Raw genomic sequence first — 15469 nt, 5'->3', positions numbered from 1 at the left:
TTCCTCCTCAAACGGTTCTTTTCTTCATGCCACGCAGGCCGAGACCGATCATCGCAAGCAGCGTGATGGCATAGGGCGCGATATCGGTGATCTGGTTGGGCAAGCCCTGCCCCTGCAACCGCAGCCCAATGGCATCGGCGAGCCCGAAGCCGAGGCAGGCCAGGGCGATCCCCAAAGGGTGGGCGCGGCCCAGCATGACAGCAACGACCGCGATCCAGCCGCGCCCCGCTGTCATGTTCTCCGCGAAGAGCGCGACCGAGCCCAGCGCCAGTTGCGCTCCGGCCAGCCCACACAAGCCACCAGCCAGGATGACGATAGCCGTCTGGTATCGGCTGACATTCGCGCCCATTGCCGCCGCAGCCGACGGCACTTCACCGATGCCGCGCAGGCGCAGCCCCCAGGGCGTGCGGAACAGGTAGATGTTGAAGACGAATATGAGCAGCCAGGACAAATAGACGAGCGCGTTGTGCCCGAGGATCGCTCCCACGACAGGAACATCGGCCAGCGCCGCAATGTCGAATTTCGGCAGCGCGATGACCGCCGGGTCGACCAGCGTACCGGTCACGCCGAATATCGCGCCCAGCAGATAGGTGGTCAGGCCGGAGGCGAGCAGGTTCAGTCCGATGCCGATGACGATCGGATCGCCGCCGAGACGCGCGCCGCCGAGCGCCAGTGGCGAAGCAAAGATCGCCGTGCACAGGACAGCCGAGAAAACCGCCAGCACTGGCGAACCGAACGCAACGCTGGTCGCGACGGCCACGAAGGCGCCGACCAGCATCTTGCCTTCCAGCGCGATGTTGAACACGCCGGCGCGCTCGCACAATGCGCCGGCCATCGCGGCCAGCAACACCGGCGTCATCAGATCGAGCACCTGCGAAAGCAGCATGTTGAGCATGGCCTATCGCTTCCTGAACAAGATCGGCCGTGCGGCGAGGCACAGGATGATCAGCGCCTGCAGCACCCATGTCAGGACCGCCGGCAGGCCAAGCGCCCGTTCCATGGAAAAGCCGCCGACCTGGAGCGCGGCGAAGAATATCGAGGTGACGATCGTCGCAATCGGGCTGGCCATGGCGAGGACAGCTGCCATCAGCCCCGACCAGGTGTAGCCGGGAGCAAGCAAGGCACCGTCGGTGAAACGGTATTGCTGCCCAAGGATCAGCAGCGCGCCGACGAGGCCGGCCAGCGCACCGCTGAGAAATGCCACCCGTTGCGTCTGCCGCGACAGATTCACGCCCGAATACTGCGCGAAACTGGCGTTGAGACCGGTCATGCGCCATTCGAAGCCGTTGACGCCGCTCCGGTCGTTGACCACGATGACAACCGCGACGACCGCCATGATGACCATGGCCATGCTGATCGGCAGGTCCAATATATGAGCGGGAAGCCGGGCGCCTGAGGCAACACGATAGGTCTCCGGCATGCCCGTGGCCGGATCACGCAACGGATAGCGCACGAGATAGGATGTCAGGCCCCGCGCAATGTAGCTGAACAGCAGGCTCGCAATCAGGAACGGGATGCCGAGGCTGAGTTGCAGGATGGCGGCAAGCCAGGCGTAGAGCCCACCGGCGCAGATCGCGGCTGCCAATGCGAGGACTGTCCGGGCAACACCAGGAACAGGCAAATAGAGCGCGACCAGAGCCGCGGCGAGACCACCGATCAGCATCTGCCCGTCGCCACCCAGATTGACCAGCCCTGCCCGGAGTGCAATCGCCGCCGCCAACGCCATGCCGACCAGCGGCACCGAGCGAGCCAGCGTCTCATCCAGTCCGCGGCCGAGAACCGCGCCCTTGGCGATCTCCAGATAGACCGAAATGGGATTGGCGCCGGTCAGGCCGACGACAAGTCCTCCGAGCACGACCGCAGCCGCGATGGAGAACAGGATTGCCGCCAGGCGGGATTTCGTATCGAGAGCCGCTGCGATCATCTGGTTTCCGCTCCCCCCATCATCCAGCGGCCGACAGTGTCCTCGTTCATGTCGCTTCCGGTGAGACTGGCGTTGATGCGCCCCTCGAACATCACGAGAATTCGATCAGAGAGCGCGAGCAGTTCCGTCAGGTCGGATGACACCACCAGGATCGCCCGGCCCTTGTCCCGCTCGGCAATCAAGGTCTGGTGGATGAATTCGATGGCGCCGACATCGACACCGCGGGTCGGCTCCTCGACGATGATCAGCGGCGAACCATGCTCGACCTCGCGGGCGATGACGACTTTCTGCATGTTGCCGCCCGATAGGGAGCCGATCGGCAATTGCTCGGAGGCAGCCTTGACCCTGAAACGTTCGATCAACCTGCGTGCCTGGGCACGGATGGCGTCCTTGCGCAGGAACCCCTTGCGGGAAGCTGCGGCATCGCGATGTCTACCGAAGACGATATTCTCGGCAATCGAAGCTGCCGGAGCCGTACCGGTCAGATGCCGATCCTCCGGCACATACGAGATGCCGGCGGCACGACGGCGCGCAATCGGGAGCCTGGAAATGTCCTGACCGCCGATGCTCACGGCACCCGTAGCCGGCTCGAGGCCCATGACCGCCGAGATCAGCTGAGGCTGCCCGTTTCCTGAAACGCCGGCTATGCCGACGATCTCACCAGGGCGGACATCGAAAGAAACACCATCCACCACCGTGACGCCCGCCTTGCGAACCGAGAGCTCCTTGACCGAAAGCATCGGCTCGGCATCGGATGTGACTTTGGCGGCGATCGTCGGCGGCACATTACGGCCAACCATTGCTTTGATGATCTCGGCCTCGCTCGTTTGCCTGGTCACCAGAGTGCCGGAGACGCGGCCATCACGCATGACGGTGATCTGGTCGGTTATGGCGATGACTTCCGGGATCTTGTGGGTGACGAGGATGAGGGCCATTCCCTTGCTGGCCAGCTCACGCATGGCGGTGAACAGGCCATCCCGTTCCTGCGGCGTGAGTACGGCCGTCGGCTCATCCAGGATGAGGATGCGAGCCTCGCGCGACAGCGCTTTCAGGATCTCCAGGCGTTGACGTATGCCCACCGCAAGATCGCGAACCCGGCTGTCCGGGTCGATTTCCAGGCCATGTCTGGAGCCAAGACGCCGGACGAAATCACGCGCGGCGTCAACGGAAACCAACGGCCCTCGCCTGGGTTCGTTCTGGAACACCAGGTTTTCCCAGACCGTCAGGTCGGGAAACTGCCTGAAGGTCTGGTGGACCATGCCGATGCCGGCGGCGATCGCTCCCAGCGGACTGGTGAAATCCATAGCTTTGCCGTCGACCAGGATTTCACCGGAGTCGGGTTTCAGCAGGCCGTAGAGGATGTTCATGAGGGTGGACTTGCCCGCCCCATTCTCCCCCATCAGCGCATGGATCTCACCGCTGTTGACCGACAGGCTGATCCCGTCATTGGCAACGACGCCGTCAAATCGCTTAGTGATGCCCTTCATCTGGAGCAAGGTCATCATCGCGCTCCGAGATTGCGTTATTGCGCCATCGGGTCAGGCACTGTGATGGCGCCCGAAACGATCTTAGCCTGGATGTCCTTGAGCTGGCCGATGACGTCCGGCGACTCGGCGATCTTGCAACCGGACGAGGCGACCGCTTCGGTGGTGGCGACCAGTTCCAGACCACCCTCTGCGAGACCGAAGCTGACCACCGGCTTGGCCGTGCCCTTCAGGATGCCGTCGATGGTGGCCGGCAGAACGACGTCCACCTTCTTCAGCGTGCTGTCCAGGATAGCTCCGGGCGCATCGCCGCATTGATTGACGTCCAGACCGATCGCCATCGCGCCGGATTTGTCGGCGACTGCCTTGAAGACACCGCCATTGCTGCCGGCGGCAACCGCATAGATGCGGTCGGCGCCGTTCGACAGTTGCAAAGTTGCCTGCGTCTGCGCCCGCACCGGATCCTGGAACGGATTGTCGCCACCGATCCATGAGGTGGGCAGCACTTTGATTTCAGGCCGGGCCGCCTTTGCGCCGAGCCCAAACGAATCCGTGTAGCGATGCAGGAACGGGATATCGAGAGCGCCGATGACGCCGACCGTCTTGCTGGTCGAGGTCAATGCAGCTTCGGCTCCGGCCAGATAGGCGGCTTCCTGTTCGCGGAAGACCGCGCAATAGACGTTCTTCGGTGCATCCGGAATGCAGGTGTCGACGATGACGAAATTGGTATCCGGATATTCCGGCGCCAGATCGGCGATGATGTCGCCGAATTCGAAGCCCATGACCGCGACGATCGAAGCCTTCAGGTCGATCGCGGCCTGGACATGCTGCCGACGCGTGGACGGATCGGTGCCTTCGAAGATCTTGGCCGTGGCGCCTTGATCCGCGGCGGCCTTTTCGATGCCGGTCTTTCCGAGACCGAGGAACTTGTTCACGCCGATGCGGCTTGGCGTGACCAGGACGAATGAATTGTCTTCAGCACGGACCGGAACGGAAGCCGCGGAAAGGGCAAGCACCGAGCCCAGGCAGAGATGCAGGAATTTGCTGGCAGTCGTCATTTTTTGAACCCCACAGGCAAGCATGAATGTTGCAACGGAACGCACGGAGATGCCGCTTAGTCCGCCAGGGAAATAGCCTCAATACGGCGTATCGCCGCCATCAGTGTTGATGGACTGGCCGCGAATGATCATGGCGTCGTCGCTGAGCAGGAATGAAATCGTCCTGGCCACTTCGACCGGGTCGATATGCCGGCGCAGTTGCGAGCTGATCAGTTGCTCGAACACGTCGTCGGGAGCCTGCTTGACCAGATCGCCGTAAGCGACGGCGACTTCGCGAAGCATGTCGGTAGCCATGCCGCCCGGACAGACACAGTTCACATTGATGTCGTTGGGGGCGAGCACTTCCGACAGCACGCGGGTGAAATTGATCATCGCCGCCTTGCTGGCGCTGTAGGCAAGCGACTGGGTATGGCCCTTCTTGCCGGCCTCCGACGCGACATTGACGATCGCGCCCTTGATGCCTTTTGCGATCATCGCCTTGGCGACGAGACGCGACGCTTCGAATGCGCCGAAGACGTTGATGGCGAAGACACGCTCCCAGTCGGTCCAGGGCGTTTCAAGCGGATCGACGTGACGGACAATGGCTGCACAGTTGACCAGGCCGTCGATGCCTCCAAGACGCTGCTCGGCCTGTTCGATCGCGGCCGCGATCGAGGCGGCATTGCTAAGGTCGACCACGACGGCGCTGGTGTTGCCACCGTCCTTGTTGAGGTCCGCGATCGCTTCGTTCAGCGCCTGTTCGCGCACGTCGCCGATGACCACCGAGGCGCCTTCGGCTGCCAGCAATGCAGCGGCGGCCTTGCCGGCACCACCTGCGCCGCCAAGAACGAGATAACGTTTGTTTGCGTGTGACCGTACCGGCGCAACCTGACGCACGGCCAGCGGGCGATGTTCGCCCCTGGTGGCAAAAGAGCCCATATCTCCTCCCCTTGGACCTCCAGACCGAGGTCTCTTATCCGTTTTCCCGAAAGTGAAATTGCTCTACTGGGCAGCATCTGGCAAAGTCCACTTGTCGAGAAGTGGACCACACATGAACAGGATTTCACCCGCGCGCATCAGCCGGCTCATCGGCGGCTGGCAAACGACGGAAGGCAAGGTTCCCCAGCAACTCAGCCTGGCGATCGGCCGGCTGATCACGGCAAGGGAATTGCCGGCGGGTGCCCTGATGCCATCGGAGCGGACACTCGCAATCGCCCTGGCCGTCAGCCGCGGGTCCGTCGTTGCAGCCTACGCGTCGCTGCGCGATGCCGGTGTGCTCGACAGCCGCCACGGCAGCGGTCACCGCATCATCGCATCGGCGAACGCACCCGGCGTCGCGCATACGCGTCTGGCCGGCGAGATGCAGGCGCTGCCCGAAGACATCGACATGACCAGCGGCGCCCTGCCGCCGTCTCCCATCCTGACCGAGGCGCTGGCCGTGTTGCGAGGCGCCGATCTGGCAAGCGTGGCTTCCGGCCTCGGCTACGATGCCTCCGGACTGCCGGCGCTGCGCTGGGCCGTCGCGCGCTATTATACGGACCTCGGTTTGCCCACCCATTCCGACAACATCCTCATCACCAGCGGCGCGCAGCAGGCGGTGTGGCTGCTGGCCAATGCCCTGGTCGATGCGTCGGATGCCGTCGTCGTGGAAGATCCCGCCTATCGCGGTTCGCTGGAGGTCTTCCGTCGCCGCAACGCCAGGATCGTGACGGTCGGCATCAGCGCCCATGGCCTCGACATGGATCAGCTTGAAAAGGCGCTCAGGAACCGGCCAAAGCTGCTTTACCTTTTTCCGGAAGTGCACAATCCGACGGGACGATCGCTGGACGACGCCAGCCGCCGTGATCTGGTCGATCTACTCGACCGCTATCCGACATTCCTTGTCGAGGATGGGGCACAGAATGAGCTGTCGACGATAGCCGGGGCGACACCGCGGCCGATCGCCAGCCAGACAAAGTCCGACCAGATCGCCACCATCGGCACGCTCTCGAAACTGTTCTGGGGTGGCATCCGCATCGGCTGGATCCGCGCAAATCCGCCGATGATAAAACGGCTGGCAAGCTTCAAGGCTGTCAACGATCTCGGTTGCTCGATGTTCGACCAGCACCTCGCCGTCGGCCTGCTTGAAAACATCCAGGCGGCGCGGGCGTATCGGCACAAGGAGATCAGCAGCCATCTCAAGTTCGCTGAACACCTCATTTCCGAACGGGCTCACGGCCGCTGGCATTGGTCGCAACCGGCCGGCGGCACGGCCATGTGGATCCACATGCCCGGCGTCGACACGGTGTCGCTGTGCCAGGAAGCACAGCGACACCGCCTCCTGCTCTCTGCCGGGCCGGGCTATTCAGCGCAGGAGAATTTCGGCGACTTCATCCGCCTGCCCTTCGTGCGTCCTGCCGAGACGATGCAGTTCGCGATCGAAACGATTTCCGACCTGGCGCAGCGAAGAACGGCAGCCTGAAGATGCCGGCTGGGCCTACTGTTCGAGATTGACGTAGGATTCCGGGAAGAAGCGCGGCGTGCACAGGCAATAGAATTCCAGGTCGACAGAACCTGTATTTTCAATGCGCTGCGGCGCCTGCGCCGGGATGACGGCCTGATCGCCCACCATCAGCTTGCGCTTGACGCCGTTGACCTCAAGCATGCCTTCGCCCTGCCGAACGATGTAGCGCTCGATCACACCAGTGAGGCTGTGCAGTTGCGTGGTCACGCCAACTTCGACGCGCGCCACAGCCAGCGAGGCTTCCGGGGACGCTTCCGTGTTGTGCAGCTCGGTGATGTAGCAACGCTCGTCGGTCCAGAACTCGCCCTTGTTGTTGGCGACAACGATCTTGTGATCTTCAGCCAAGGTCTTCCTCCTGCTTGTTGGCAGCGCGAAGGAACCGATCGACCCCGCTGTCCGCAAGCTCCACTTTGCGGGAAGTGGTCCGATTGTCGCCGCCGCAGCGACAGTGCGTTGCATTGCCTTCCATTGAAGCCTGAAGTCGATGTGCTACATCCTTGACCATGAAAAACATCGGCTTTCTCTCCTTCGGCCACTGGTCGCCCTCGCCACAATCGCAGACGCGCACGGCGTCGGATGCGCTGCTGCAATCAATCGACCTTGCCGTTGCCGCGGAAGAACTCGGCGCGGACGGCGCCTATTTCCGTGTGCATCATTTCGCGCGCCAGCTGGGCTCGCCGTTTCCGCTGCTTGCGGCGGTCGGGGCAAAGACCAGCCGCATCGAGATCGGCACGGCCGTCATCGACATGCGCTATGAAAACCCGCTCTACATGGCCGAGGATGCCGGCGCGGCCGACCTGATCGCCGGCGGGCGTTTACAGCTTGGCATCAGCCGCGGCTCGCCCGAGCAGGTGATCGATGGCTGGCGCTATTTCGGCTACGCACCGCCAGAGGGCCAGAGCGAAGCCGACATGGCGAGGCGCCATGCGGAAGTCTTCCTCGATGTCATCAAGGGCCAGGGCTTCGCCCAGCCCAACCCGCGCCCGATGTTCCCCAACCCGCCCGGCATGTTGCGCCTGGAGCCCTTCTCGGAAGGGTTACGGGACAGGATCTGGTGGGGTGCGGCCACCAACGCCACGGCTGAATGGGCGGCCAAACTCGGCATGAACCTGCAGAGCTCGACGCTGAAATTCGACGAGAGCGGCAAGCCGCTGCATATCCAGCAGGCCGAACAGATTCGTGCCTTCCGTGCCGCCTGGAAAGAGGCCGGTCACACACGCGAGTCGCGGGTTTCGGTCAGCCGCAGCATCTTTGCGCTGGTCGATGATCGCGACCGCGCCTATTTCGGCGGCAGCGATAGCCAGGACCACTTTGGCTACATCGAGGCGGATACCCGCGCGGTCTTCGGCCGAACCTATGCGGCCGAACCGGACGTGCTGATCGAGCAGTTGAAGCAGGATGACGCCATTACCGAAGCCGACACGCTGCTGTTGACCGTGCCCAACCAGCTCGGCGTCGACTACAACGCTCATGTCATCGAGTCGATCGTCAAGCATGTCGCGCCAGCGCTCGGCTGGCGCTGAAGAAGTCGTTCCAAGACACCTCAATCGCCGGCGCGGCCCATCCGGGCCGCTTGGCTAACGCGCCAACGGGCGGCGGCGCGCGGTCGCGCGCTCCAACGGTCAAAAGACCATTGGTATTTTACCCGTGGTTCACCGCTTATCGCGATGAGCGCCCGCTCATCAGCTTTGCCTGCAGGATGACGACCACCAGCAGGAAAGCTCCCCTGATGACCGACTGCCAGTAGGCGGACAGGGAGATGACGCCAAGGCCATTCTCGAAATTGAGGATGTTGAAGACCATGGCGAGCAGGATGGCGCCTGCCAGCGTCGCACCGACGGAGCCAACCCCGCCAGACAACAGCGTGCCGCCAACGACGACGGACGAGATTGCGAACAGCTCCCAGCCCACGCCCTCGGTCGGCTGGCCGGCTCCGAACTGCGCAGCCAGGATGACGCCTGCCAATCCGGCGAGAAGGCCGGAGGTCGCGTAGACGCCGAGCAACGTTCGCTCGACTTTCAGCCCCATCAGCTTCGCCGTTGCCTCGCCGTCGCCAACGGCCAGGATACGCCTGCCGACCGGATGCCTTTCCAGCGCGACCCAGCCCAGCAAATAGCAGGCGATGGCAATCCAGGCAGGGATCGGAAAGCCGAGAAAATCGTCCTGGCCGATCGAGATGAAGGCGGTGTCGTAAGAAACGGAGACCGACTGATTGCCGGAGAGCAGCAAGGCCGTTCCGTAGGTGGCCAGCATGGCCGCCAAAGTGGCGATGAAGGGCTGGATGCGCAGCCGCGTCACGACCAGCCCATTGATGATGCCTACGGCGAGACCTGCAGCCAGTCCGCCCAGCAGTCCGGGCAGCCAGCCATACGGCGACAGCAATGCGGCGACCACGCTGGTCATCGCCGCGGTGCCCCCCACAGACAGGTCGATGCCGCCCGTCATGATCACCAGTGCCATACCGAGCGCGATCAGCATGAACATGGAATTGTAGCGCAGGAATGAGAGGACGTTGTAGCTCGACAGGAAGTTGTCGTAGCGCAACGCCGCGAAGATCAGCAAGGCAAACACGACCGTGATCACGCACAGCCGCGCGAGTTGCAGATTGGAGCGCGGGATCAACGCCGTGACGATGTTCGAACGCGAAGTTTCCTGCATCATGTCCGGTCCGCGCTTTGCTGGATATAGACGGCGGCCACGATCAGTCCGGCCTTGACGACGAGCGCGGCGGCATCCGGCACGCCATTGGCCAGCAAGGTGTAGCGGACGAGCTGGATGACGCAGGCGCCGAGCAGCGTGCCGATGATGTTTGCCCTGCCGCCGGTCAGCAGCGTGCCGCCGACGGCGACCGCCGCGATGGCGTCGAGTTCCATGCCAAGTCCGACCAGATTGGCATCGCTGGCCGAATTCCGGGCCACCACGATGAGCCCGGCGAGCCCGGCCAGAACGCCGCTGATGACATAGACGAAGCGCTTCACCCGCTTCGCCGGAATTCCCGAAAGGCGTGCCGCCTTTTCATTGCCGCCGACAGCCAGGATCTGCCGGCCGAGCGCGGTTCCCTTGATCAGGAAGGCGGCCGCGGCCACCACCACGATCATGATCAGCACCTGCGTCGGGATGCCAAACACATGCCCGAGCGCCACGAACTGGAAAGCCTCGTTCTTGAACACCTGCAGATTGCCATTGGTCATCACCTGGGCGATGCCACGCCCCGCGGTGAACAGCACCAGGGTCGCCACGATCGGCTGGATCGAATAGTGGGTGACGAGGAAGCCGTTGAACCAGCCGAGCAGCCCCGCCACGACGAGCGGCACGATGAAGGCCAACGGCAGAACCACCAGTGGGTTCGAGGTTGGCGCGAGCGCCCCCATCAGGATCATTGGCGCGAGCGCACCGGAAATCGCCATCAGCGAGCCGACCGAGAGATCGATGCCACCGGTCGCGATCACCAAAGTCATGCCGACCGCAACAATGACGATGGTCGCCACCTGTGTCAGGTTCACATTGAGCGTCTGCAGCGACAGGAAATTCGGCGTCGCAATGACGTTGAAGGCGATCAGCAGCAGAAACGCCAGCAAGGTGCCGTAGCGGCTCAGCCATGTGGCGAGGTTGAAGCGCCTGCTCGAGCCGACTGTCTCTTCCGCAGCGGTCATGCCGGCACCTCCTGATGGGCCATGGCGGACAGGAGATTGGCCTCGGTGATGTCCTCCGAGCCCAGCCGGCGGACCGAAAGGCCGTCACTCAGGACCGTGACGTGATCGGCGGCGGCGATCAGTTCTTCGAGCTCGGAAGAAATCATCAGCACACTCAAGCCCTCGTCCGCCTGGCTTCGCAGCAGTTTCAGGATCTCCGCCTTGGCGCCGACATCGATGCCGCGTGTCGGCTCGTCGACGATCAACAGGCGTGGGTTCATGCAGAGCCAGCGCGCCAGCAACACCTTCTGCTGGTTGCCGCCGGAGAGTTCGCGGATCGGCTGCTCCGGCGAAGAACATTTGACGCCAAGTGCCGCGATGTATTTCTCGACGATTGCACGCTGAGCGGCCTTGTCAACGATACCAGCCCTTTGCAGCTTCGGCAGGATGGCGAGCGTCATGTTTTCGCGCACACTCATCTCCGGCACGATGCCTTCGATCTTGCGGTCTTCGGAAACGAAGCCCATGCCGTCGGCGATGGCGTCGGCGGGAGCGGCATAGTTGGTCTCGCGCCCGTCGACCCTCACAGTACCCCGCTCCTTGCGGTCGGCAGCATAGATCAACCGCGCGGTTTCGGTGCGGCCGGCGCCGAGCAACCCGGCAAGGCCTGCGATCTCGCCCTTGCCTATGTTGAAGGAGACATCGCGCACCCGAACCCCCGCACCCAGCTTCTCGACGCCGACAAGTGCTGTCCCATCGCTATCACCATGCGCGCGTTTCTTGGCGGTGAAGGCGGCAAGTTCCTTGCCGAGCATGGTCCGGACCAGCTCGACCTTGGAAATATCCTTCATCGGGCTGACCGCCACGGTACGACCATCGCGCATGATGGTTACACGGTCGCAGATGGCGAAAAGCTCGTCCAGCCTATGGCTGATGAAGATCGCGGCGACACCGTCGGCCTTCACGGTCCGGATGGTTTCGAACAGAACGGCGACCTCGCGCTCGTCGAGCGAGGATGTCGGCTCATCAAGAATGAGCAGCCTGGCGTTCTGGGTGACACCGCGTGCGATCGCGACCATCTGCCGGGTCGCCGCCTCGAAATCCTGCAGGGGCCGGTTCACGTCGATGTCGAGCTTGAAACGCCGCAGCACCGTCCTGGCATCGGCCTGCATCCTGGCGCGATCGACCAGGCCGAAACGACGTGGTTCGCGGCCGAGAAAGATGTTCTCCGCCACGGTGCGGTTGGGCGCGAGGTTGATCTCCTGATAAATGGTGGCGATGCCGCCCGCCTGGCTTTCAGCGGTGGATCCGAACCGAGCCTCCCTGCCCTGGAATTCTATCTTGCCTGCGTCGTGGGAATAAGCACCGGTCAGGATCTTGATCAGCGTCGACTTGCCGGCGCCGTTCTGGCCGATCAGCGCCATGACCTCACCCGGCTCGACCTGAAGCGAAGCATCGTAAAGGACGCGGACATCGCCAAAGCTTTTGTTGATGCCCGTCATCGACAACAGCATCGCAGATCCTCCGCTGGCAATGTTTCTATACCATCGCGAAATGCCGCAAAAAGAAAGCGGTCGAAACGTTCTTGCAACGCTCCGACCGCAGGCTGGGGGAGAACGATCAATATGCGCCGGAGACCTCGGCCGCGGCGTTGGCAGTGTCGTAGAACTTGTCCTTGTTCTTCACCCAGGCTTCGATCTTGTCGCCGCCGGCATAGCGCTTCAGCGTCTCATAGGCGATCGGGCCGAAGCGCGGATTGCACTCGACCACGGCACCGATCTTGCCGTCGACGATCGCCTGGACAGCTTCCTTGCCGCCATCGATGGACAGCACCAGCACGTCCGTGCCCGGCTTCTTGCCGGCGGCTTCAAGTGCCGCGATCGCGCCGAGCGCCATCTCGTCATTGTGGGCATAGATGACATTGGCGTCCGGATGGGCCTGCAGCAGCGCTTCGGCGACCTGCCGCCCCTTGTCGCGTGCGAAATCGCCCGACTGCGAGGCGACGATCTCGAAGCCGCCAGCCGCCTTGATGGCCTCGTCGAAGCCCTTCTTGCGGTCATTGGCCGGCGACGAGCCGGTGGTGCCCTCGAGTTCGATGATCTTGGTCTTGCCATTGGCGTTCTTGACCAGCCACTCGGCAACACGCTTGCCCTCCTCGACGAAGTCGGAGCCGATGAAGGTGACATAGTCCTTGCCGGCGACAGCCAGCTTCGGATCGACGCTGCGATCGAGCAGGATGACCGGGATGCCGGCCTTCTTGGCAGCGAGAACCGCCGGGATCAGCGGCTTTTCCTCGCGCGGTGCCAGGAAGATCAGATCGACGCCCTGTGCGATCATGGAGTTGACGTCCGCCACCTGCTTCGCGGCCGAACCGGCAGCATCGGTATAGACGAACTGGTAGCCGAGTTTGGCGGCCTCGGCCTTCATGCTTTCGGTCTGTGCGATACGCCATGGATTGTTGGACTCGGTCTGGGCAAAGCCAACCTTGTAGGTGTCCTTCTTGGCCAGAGGCGGAAGATCTGCGGCCATGGTGACGCTGGACACAAAGCCCAGCACGCCGAGGGCGCTTGCGGTCATCAAGAAAGTACGACGGGTCAGTGACATCGGGGCTCCTCCAAATGGATAACCGGCTCCTCCAGCCGGGCAGACGCGGGTCTGCTGATCACCATTCGATCCTACGATAATTTTATTAGCAGTCAATGCGCGATATTTACGGGATAACGCGAGCGTGCTTCAGCATCCGAACAGAAGAAAAAACCACTGATCCATCTGAAAAATCACGTAAATCCCTGCTTAAATCAGTGGGTTACGATTCACCGAGAATGGAAAATCCCCGCAAATTCAGTCATACAGCATCCTGCAATTTCGAAATTTGATCGCCGCTTGATAATTTTATGATCAAATGACTATGATGGCGTCGGCGGGTCAAGAAACCATTGCGGGGACAATCGTGACGTCAAGGCGAGGACCAGCATTGTGAGCCAGAGCAACGGTGGCGAGAAACGCCAGGGGCGACCGACCATGACGGACGTCGCCCGCATTGCCGGCGTGTCCCAGTCAAGCGTCTCGCTTGTGCTCAACCAGATGACCGGCGCCCGGATCTCGCCGGAGACCAGGCAGCGTGTGCTGGAGGCCGCGCGGCAGGTGAACTACCAACTGCCCGGTATCAGGGGAGAGATCTCGCCAGACGCCGATGGGCGGACGATCGCCTACATCATCGACGAAATCTCCACCAGCCCGCATCCAGTGGTCAGCTTCGACGGCGCCCGCGACTTCGCCTTCGAACAGGACTTTCTCGTAGCCGCCTATGTCACGCGCTCCAATCCGCAACTGGAGGCAGCGACGATCGAAGCGATCAAACGCGACAAATCGATCATCGGCGTGATCTACTCGTCGATCTTCACCAGGCGCGTGACAGTGCCTCAAGCCCTTGAAGGGCTCCCGACCGTCCTGCTGAATTGTTATGGCGAGGCGCGGCGACACATCTCGATCCTGCCGGGCGAAGTCGCCGGTGGTTTCACCGCGACCGCCCATCTCACCGGTCTCGGCCATCGCCGCATCGGCTTCATCAACGGCGAGCCGTGGATGGATGCTTCGGTCGATCGCCTCAAAGGTTACCGGCAGGCGCTTGCCACCGCCGACATAGCCTTCGACGAAACGCTGGTGCGCAGCGGCGACTGGTTGCCATTGACCGGCTATCACCATGCACGGGATCTGCTGACGACCGACAATCCACCGACGGCCATCTTCTGCGGCAACGATCTCATGGCGCTTGGCGCGCTTGAAGCCGCCAATGAGATGGGCATCAAGGTTCCGGCAGAGCTCAGCGTGATGGGCTATGACGACCAGGAGCTTGCCCGCTACACACACCCGCGCCTTTCGACACTCGTATTGCCGAACTATGAAATGGGACAACGCGCGACCGAGATGCTGATCGACATGGTGGCGCACCACAAACAGTTCCGTCCGATGACGGTCAAGATCGATGGCCCGCTGGTGACAAGGGAGACGACGGCCCCACCACGGACCCGTTGAGATTCGGCCCCCTGCAGGGCGACATTGTCCAGGGCCGGCACGTTCCAATCGCGCGGCGGCGGCACCCCCATAGTGCAAATGCACTAGCCCAAGACGGGATATCCCAGGGTAAGCCGTGTTGTTTGACCATTTGGTCAATGCTACATAGCGCCGATGCAAAATCGAGCTTGATCTGCCCCCGATAGCCGACCTGCAACAAGGGGGAAGCAATGCCAAAAGACCTGATCATCGTTGCCGATGACCATCCCGTATTTCGGGAAGGATTGCGCCGCGTCGTGCAGACGGTCGAAACCGATGCCGACATCGTCGAAGCAGAAACGATGGATGAAGTCCTGGCCGCCGCGCGCGCTGGGCGCCAGCCCAAGCTCTTCATCATGGATCTGTTGTTTCCGGGTCTTGTCGCGGAGCGCTCGCTCGCCGAGTTGCGTCAGGAGTTCCAGCGGTCATCGATCATGGTGGTGTCCATGGTCGACGATCGCCGCACCATCGACATGGTGATGGCAGGTGGTGCCGATGGTTTCGTCTCCAAATCCGTACCGCCAAGCGAGCTGATGGAAGCCATCGCCGCCGTCCGCGACGGCGAATATGTCATCAAGCTCAAATCGTCCGAGCGGATGCCCTACCCCGGCGAAGACGCCGATATCCTGAACAGCCTCACGCAGCGCCAGCGCGAAGTGCTGCGTCTGCTTGCCGACGGCAAATCGAACAAGGAAATCGGGCGCACGCTCGACATCTCGCACTACACTGTCCGCATCCACGTCTCGGCACTTCTGCGCGTGCTCAATGTCGGCTCGCGCTCGGCAGCTGCCGTCAAGGCCCTCAACGAGGGTTGGGTCGACCGTATTTGAGCAGCC

Annotated in this window: 14 protein-coding genes; 4 read left to right on the top strand and 10 right to left on the bottom strand. The window is 62.5% G+C overall.

Features of this window, described 5'->3' with window-relative positions:
• Positions 1-7: 7 nt before the first annotated feature.
• From AC3WTO_RS01370 to AC3WTO_RS01350, 5 genes are all read right to left on the bottom strand, one after another.
• The gene (locus AC3WTO_RS01370; protein WP_492458884.1) at positions 8-895 is read right to left on the bottom strand and encodes an ABC transporter permease; all 888 of its coding nucleotides are present in this window, start codon (positions 893-895) and stop codon (positions 8-10) included.
• Between the two features lie 3 nt (positions 896-898).
• On the bottom strand, positions 899-1924 hold the full coding sequence (locus AC3WTO_RS01365; protein ID WP_492458883.1) for an ABC transporter permease: 1026 nt from the start codon (positions 1922-1924) through the stop codon (positions 899-901).
• The gene (locus AC3WTO_RS01360; RefSeq protein WP_492458882.1) at positions 1921-3426 is read right to left on the bottom strand and encodes an ABC transporter ATP-binding protein; all 1506 of its coding nucleotides are present in this window, start codon (positions 3424-3426) and stop codon (positions 1921-1923) included. The genes AC3WTO_RS01365 and AC3WTO_RS01360 overlap by 4 nt, the downstream gene beginning before the upstream one ends.
• Before the next feature lie 20 nt (positions 3427-3446).
• Positions 3447-4466 carry a BMP family ABC transporter substrate-binding protein gene (locus AC3WTO_RS01355; protein ID WP_492458881.1) on the bottom strand — a complete coding sequence of 340 codons (1020 nt, stop codon included), beginning with the start codon at positions 4464-4466 and terminating at the stop codon, positions 3447-3449.
• 78 nt (positions 4467-4544) lie between these two features.
• Positions 4545-5384 (bottom strand): SDR family NAD(P)-dependent oxidoreductase, encoded by an 840-nt coding sequence (locus AC3WTO_RS01350; protein WP_492458880.1) that lies wholly within the window; start codon positions 5382-5384, stop codon positions 4545-4547.
• 112 nt (positions 5385-5496) lie between these two features.
• On the opposite strand from AC3WTO_RS01350, the gene AC3WTO_RS01345 reads away from it, so the two are divergent.
• Complete coding sequence (locus tag AC3WTO_RS01345) at positions 5497-6906, top strand: aminotransferase-like domain-containing protein (RefSeq protein ID WP_492458879.1); 1410 nt, start codon at positions 5497-5499, stop codon at positions 6904-6906.
• Between the two features lie 15 nt (positions 6907-6921).
• Here AC3WTO_RS01345 and AC3WTO_RS01340 read toward each other — a convergent pair whose 3' ends face one another.
• Complete coding sequence (locus AC3WTO_RS01340; RefSeq protein ID WP_492458878.1) at positions 6922-7293, bottom strand: cupin domain-containing protein; 372 nt, start codon at positions 7291-7293, stop codon at positions 6922-6924.
• 158 nt (positions 7294-7451) lie between these two features.
• On the opposite strand from AC3WTO_RS01340, the gene AC3WTO_RS01335 reads away from it, so the two are divergent.
• Positions 7452-8471, top strand: coding sequence for an LLM class flavin-dependent oxidoreductase (locus tag AC3WTO_RS01335; RefSeq protein WP_492460009.1), 1020 nt, complete (start codon positions 7452-7454; stop codon positions 8469-8471).
• Between the two features lie 136 nt (positions 8472-8607).
• Here AC3WTO_RS01335 and AC3WTO_RS01330 read toward each other — a convergent pair whose 3' ends face one another.
• The 4 genes from AC3WTO_RS01330 to AC3WTO_RS01315 all read right to left on the bottom strand — a co-directional run bounded on the left by AC3WTO_RS01330 (position 8608) and on the right by AC3WTO_RS01315 (position 13184).
• Positions 8608-9609, bottom strand: coding sequence for an ABC transporter permease (locus tag AC3WTO_RS01330; protein ID WP_492458877.1), 1002 nt, complete (start codon positions 9607-9609; stop codon positions 8608-8610).
• Positions 9606-10601 (bottom strand): ABC transporter permease, encoded by a 996-nt coding sequence (locus AC3WTO_RS01325; RefSeq protein WP_492458876.1) that lies wholly within the window; start codon positions 10599-10601, stop codon positions 9606-9608. The genes AC3WTO_RS01330 and AC3WTO_RS01325 overlap by 4 nt, the downstream gene beginning before the upstream one ends.
• The gene (locus AC3WTO_RS01320) at positions 10598-12094 is read right to left on the bottom strand and encodes a sugar ABC transporter ATP-binding protein (protein WP_492458875.1); all 1497 of its coding nucleotides are present in this window, start codon (positions 12092-12094) and stop codon (positions 10598-10600) included. The genes AC3WTO_RS01325 and AC3WTO_RS01320 overlap by 4 nt, the downstream gene beginning before the upstream one ends.
• Positions 12095-12200: 106 nt before the next feature.
• Entirely contained in the window at positions 12201-13184 is a 984-nt protein-coding gene (locus AC3WTO_RS01315) for an ABC transporter substrate-binding protein (RefSeq protein WP_492458874.1), read from the bottom strand.
• A 372-nt stretch (positions 13185-13556) separates the two neighbouring features.
• Here AC3WTO_RS01315 and AC3WTO_RS01310 point away from each other — a divergent pair, with 372 nt between their 5' ends.
• Positions 13557-14615, top strand: coding sequence for a LacI family DNA-binding transcriptional regulator (locus AC3WTO_RS01310; RefSeq protein WP_492458873.1), 1059 nt, complete (start codon positions 13557-13559; stop codon positions 14613-14615).
• 209 nt (positions 14616-14824) lie between these two features.
• Positions 14825-15463 (top strand): LuxR C-terminal-related transcriptional regulator, encoded by a 639-nt coding sequence (locus AC3WTO_RS01305; protein ID WP_492458872.1) that lies wholly within the window; start codon positions 14825-14827, stop codon positions 15461-15463.
• Positions 15464-15469: the final 6 nt, after the last annotated feature.

It is taken from the genome of Mesorhizobium sp. EU05-FHT14A09 (assembly GCF_058790995.1).
This window is presented reverse-complemented; position numbering and strand designations above follow the sequence as displayed.

Excerpts from the sequence above, each read along its gene's own strand:
- AC3WTO_RS01370 (WP_492458884.1), bottom strand. The coding sequence starts at position 895 with ATGCTCAACATGCTGCTTTCGCAGGTGCTCGATCTGATGACGCCGGTG.
- AC3WTO_RS01365 (WP_492458883.1), bottom strand. The coding sequence starts at position 1,924 with ATGATCGCAGCGGCTCTCGATACGAAATCCCGCCTGGCGGCAATCCTG.
- AC3WTO_RS01360 (WP_492458882.1), bottom strand. The coding sequence starts at position 3,426 with ATGACCTTGCTCCAGATGAAGGGCATCACTAAGCGATTTGACGGCGTC.
- AC3WTO_RS01355 (WP_492458881.1), bottom strand. The coding sequence starts at position 4,466 with ATGACGACTGCCAGCAAATTCCTGCATCTCTGCCTGGGCTCGGTGCTT.
- AC3WTO_RS01350 (WP_492458880.1), bottom strand. The coding sequence starts at position 5,384 with ATGGGCTCTTTTGCCACCAGGGGCGAACATCGCCCGCTGGCCGTGCGT.
- AC3WTO_RS01345 (WP_492458879.1), top strand. The coding sequence starts at position 5,497 with ATGAACAGGATTTCACCCGCGCGCATCAGCCGGCTCATCGGCGGCTGG.
- AC3WTO_RS01335 (WP_492460009.1), top strand. The coding sequence starts at position 7,452 with ATGAAAAACATCGGCTTTCTCTCCTTCGGCCACTGGTCGCCCTCGCCA.
- AC3WTO_RS01330 (WP_492458877.1), bottom strand. The coding sequence starts at position 9,609 with ATGATGCAGGAAACTTCGCGTTCGAACATCGTCACGGCGTTGATCCCG.
- AC3WTO_RS01325 (WP_492458876.1), bottom strand. The coding sequence starts at position 10,601 with ATGACCGCTGCGGAAGAGACAGTCGGCTCGAGCAGGCGCTTCAACCTC.
- AC3WTO_RS01320 (WP_492458875.1), bottom strand. The coding sequence starts at position 12,094 with ATGCTGTTGTCGATGACGGGCATCAACAAAAGCTTTGGCGATGTCCGC.
- AC3WTO_RS01315 (WP_492458874.1), bottom strand. The coding sequence starts at position 13,184 with ATGTCACTGACCCGTCGTACTTTCTTGATGACCGCAAGCGCCCTCGGC.
- AC3WTO_RS01305 (WP_492458872.1), top strand. The coding sequence starts at position 14,825 with ATGCCAAAAGACCTGATCATCGTTGCCGATGACCATCCCGTATTTCGG.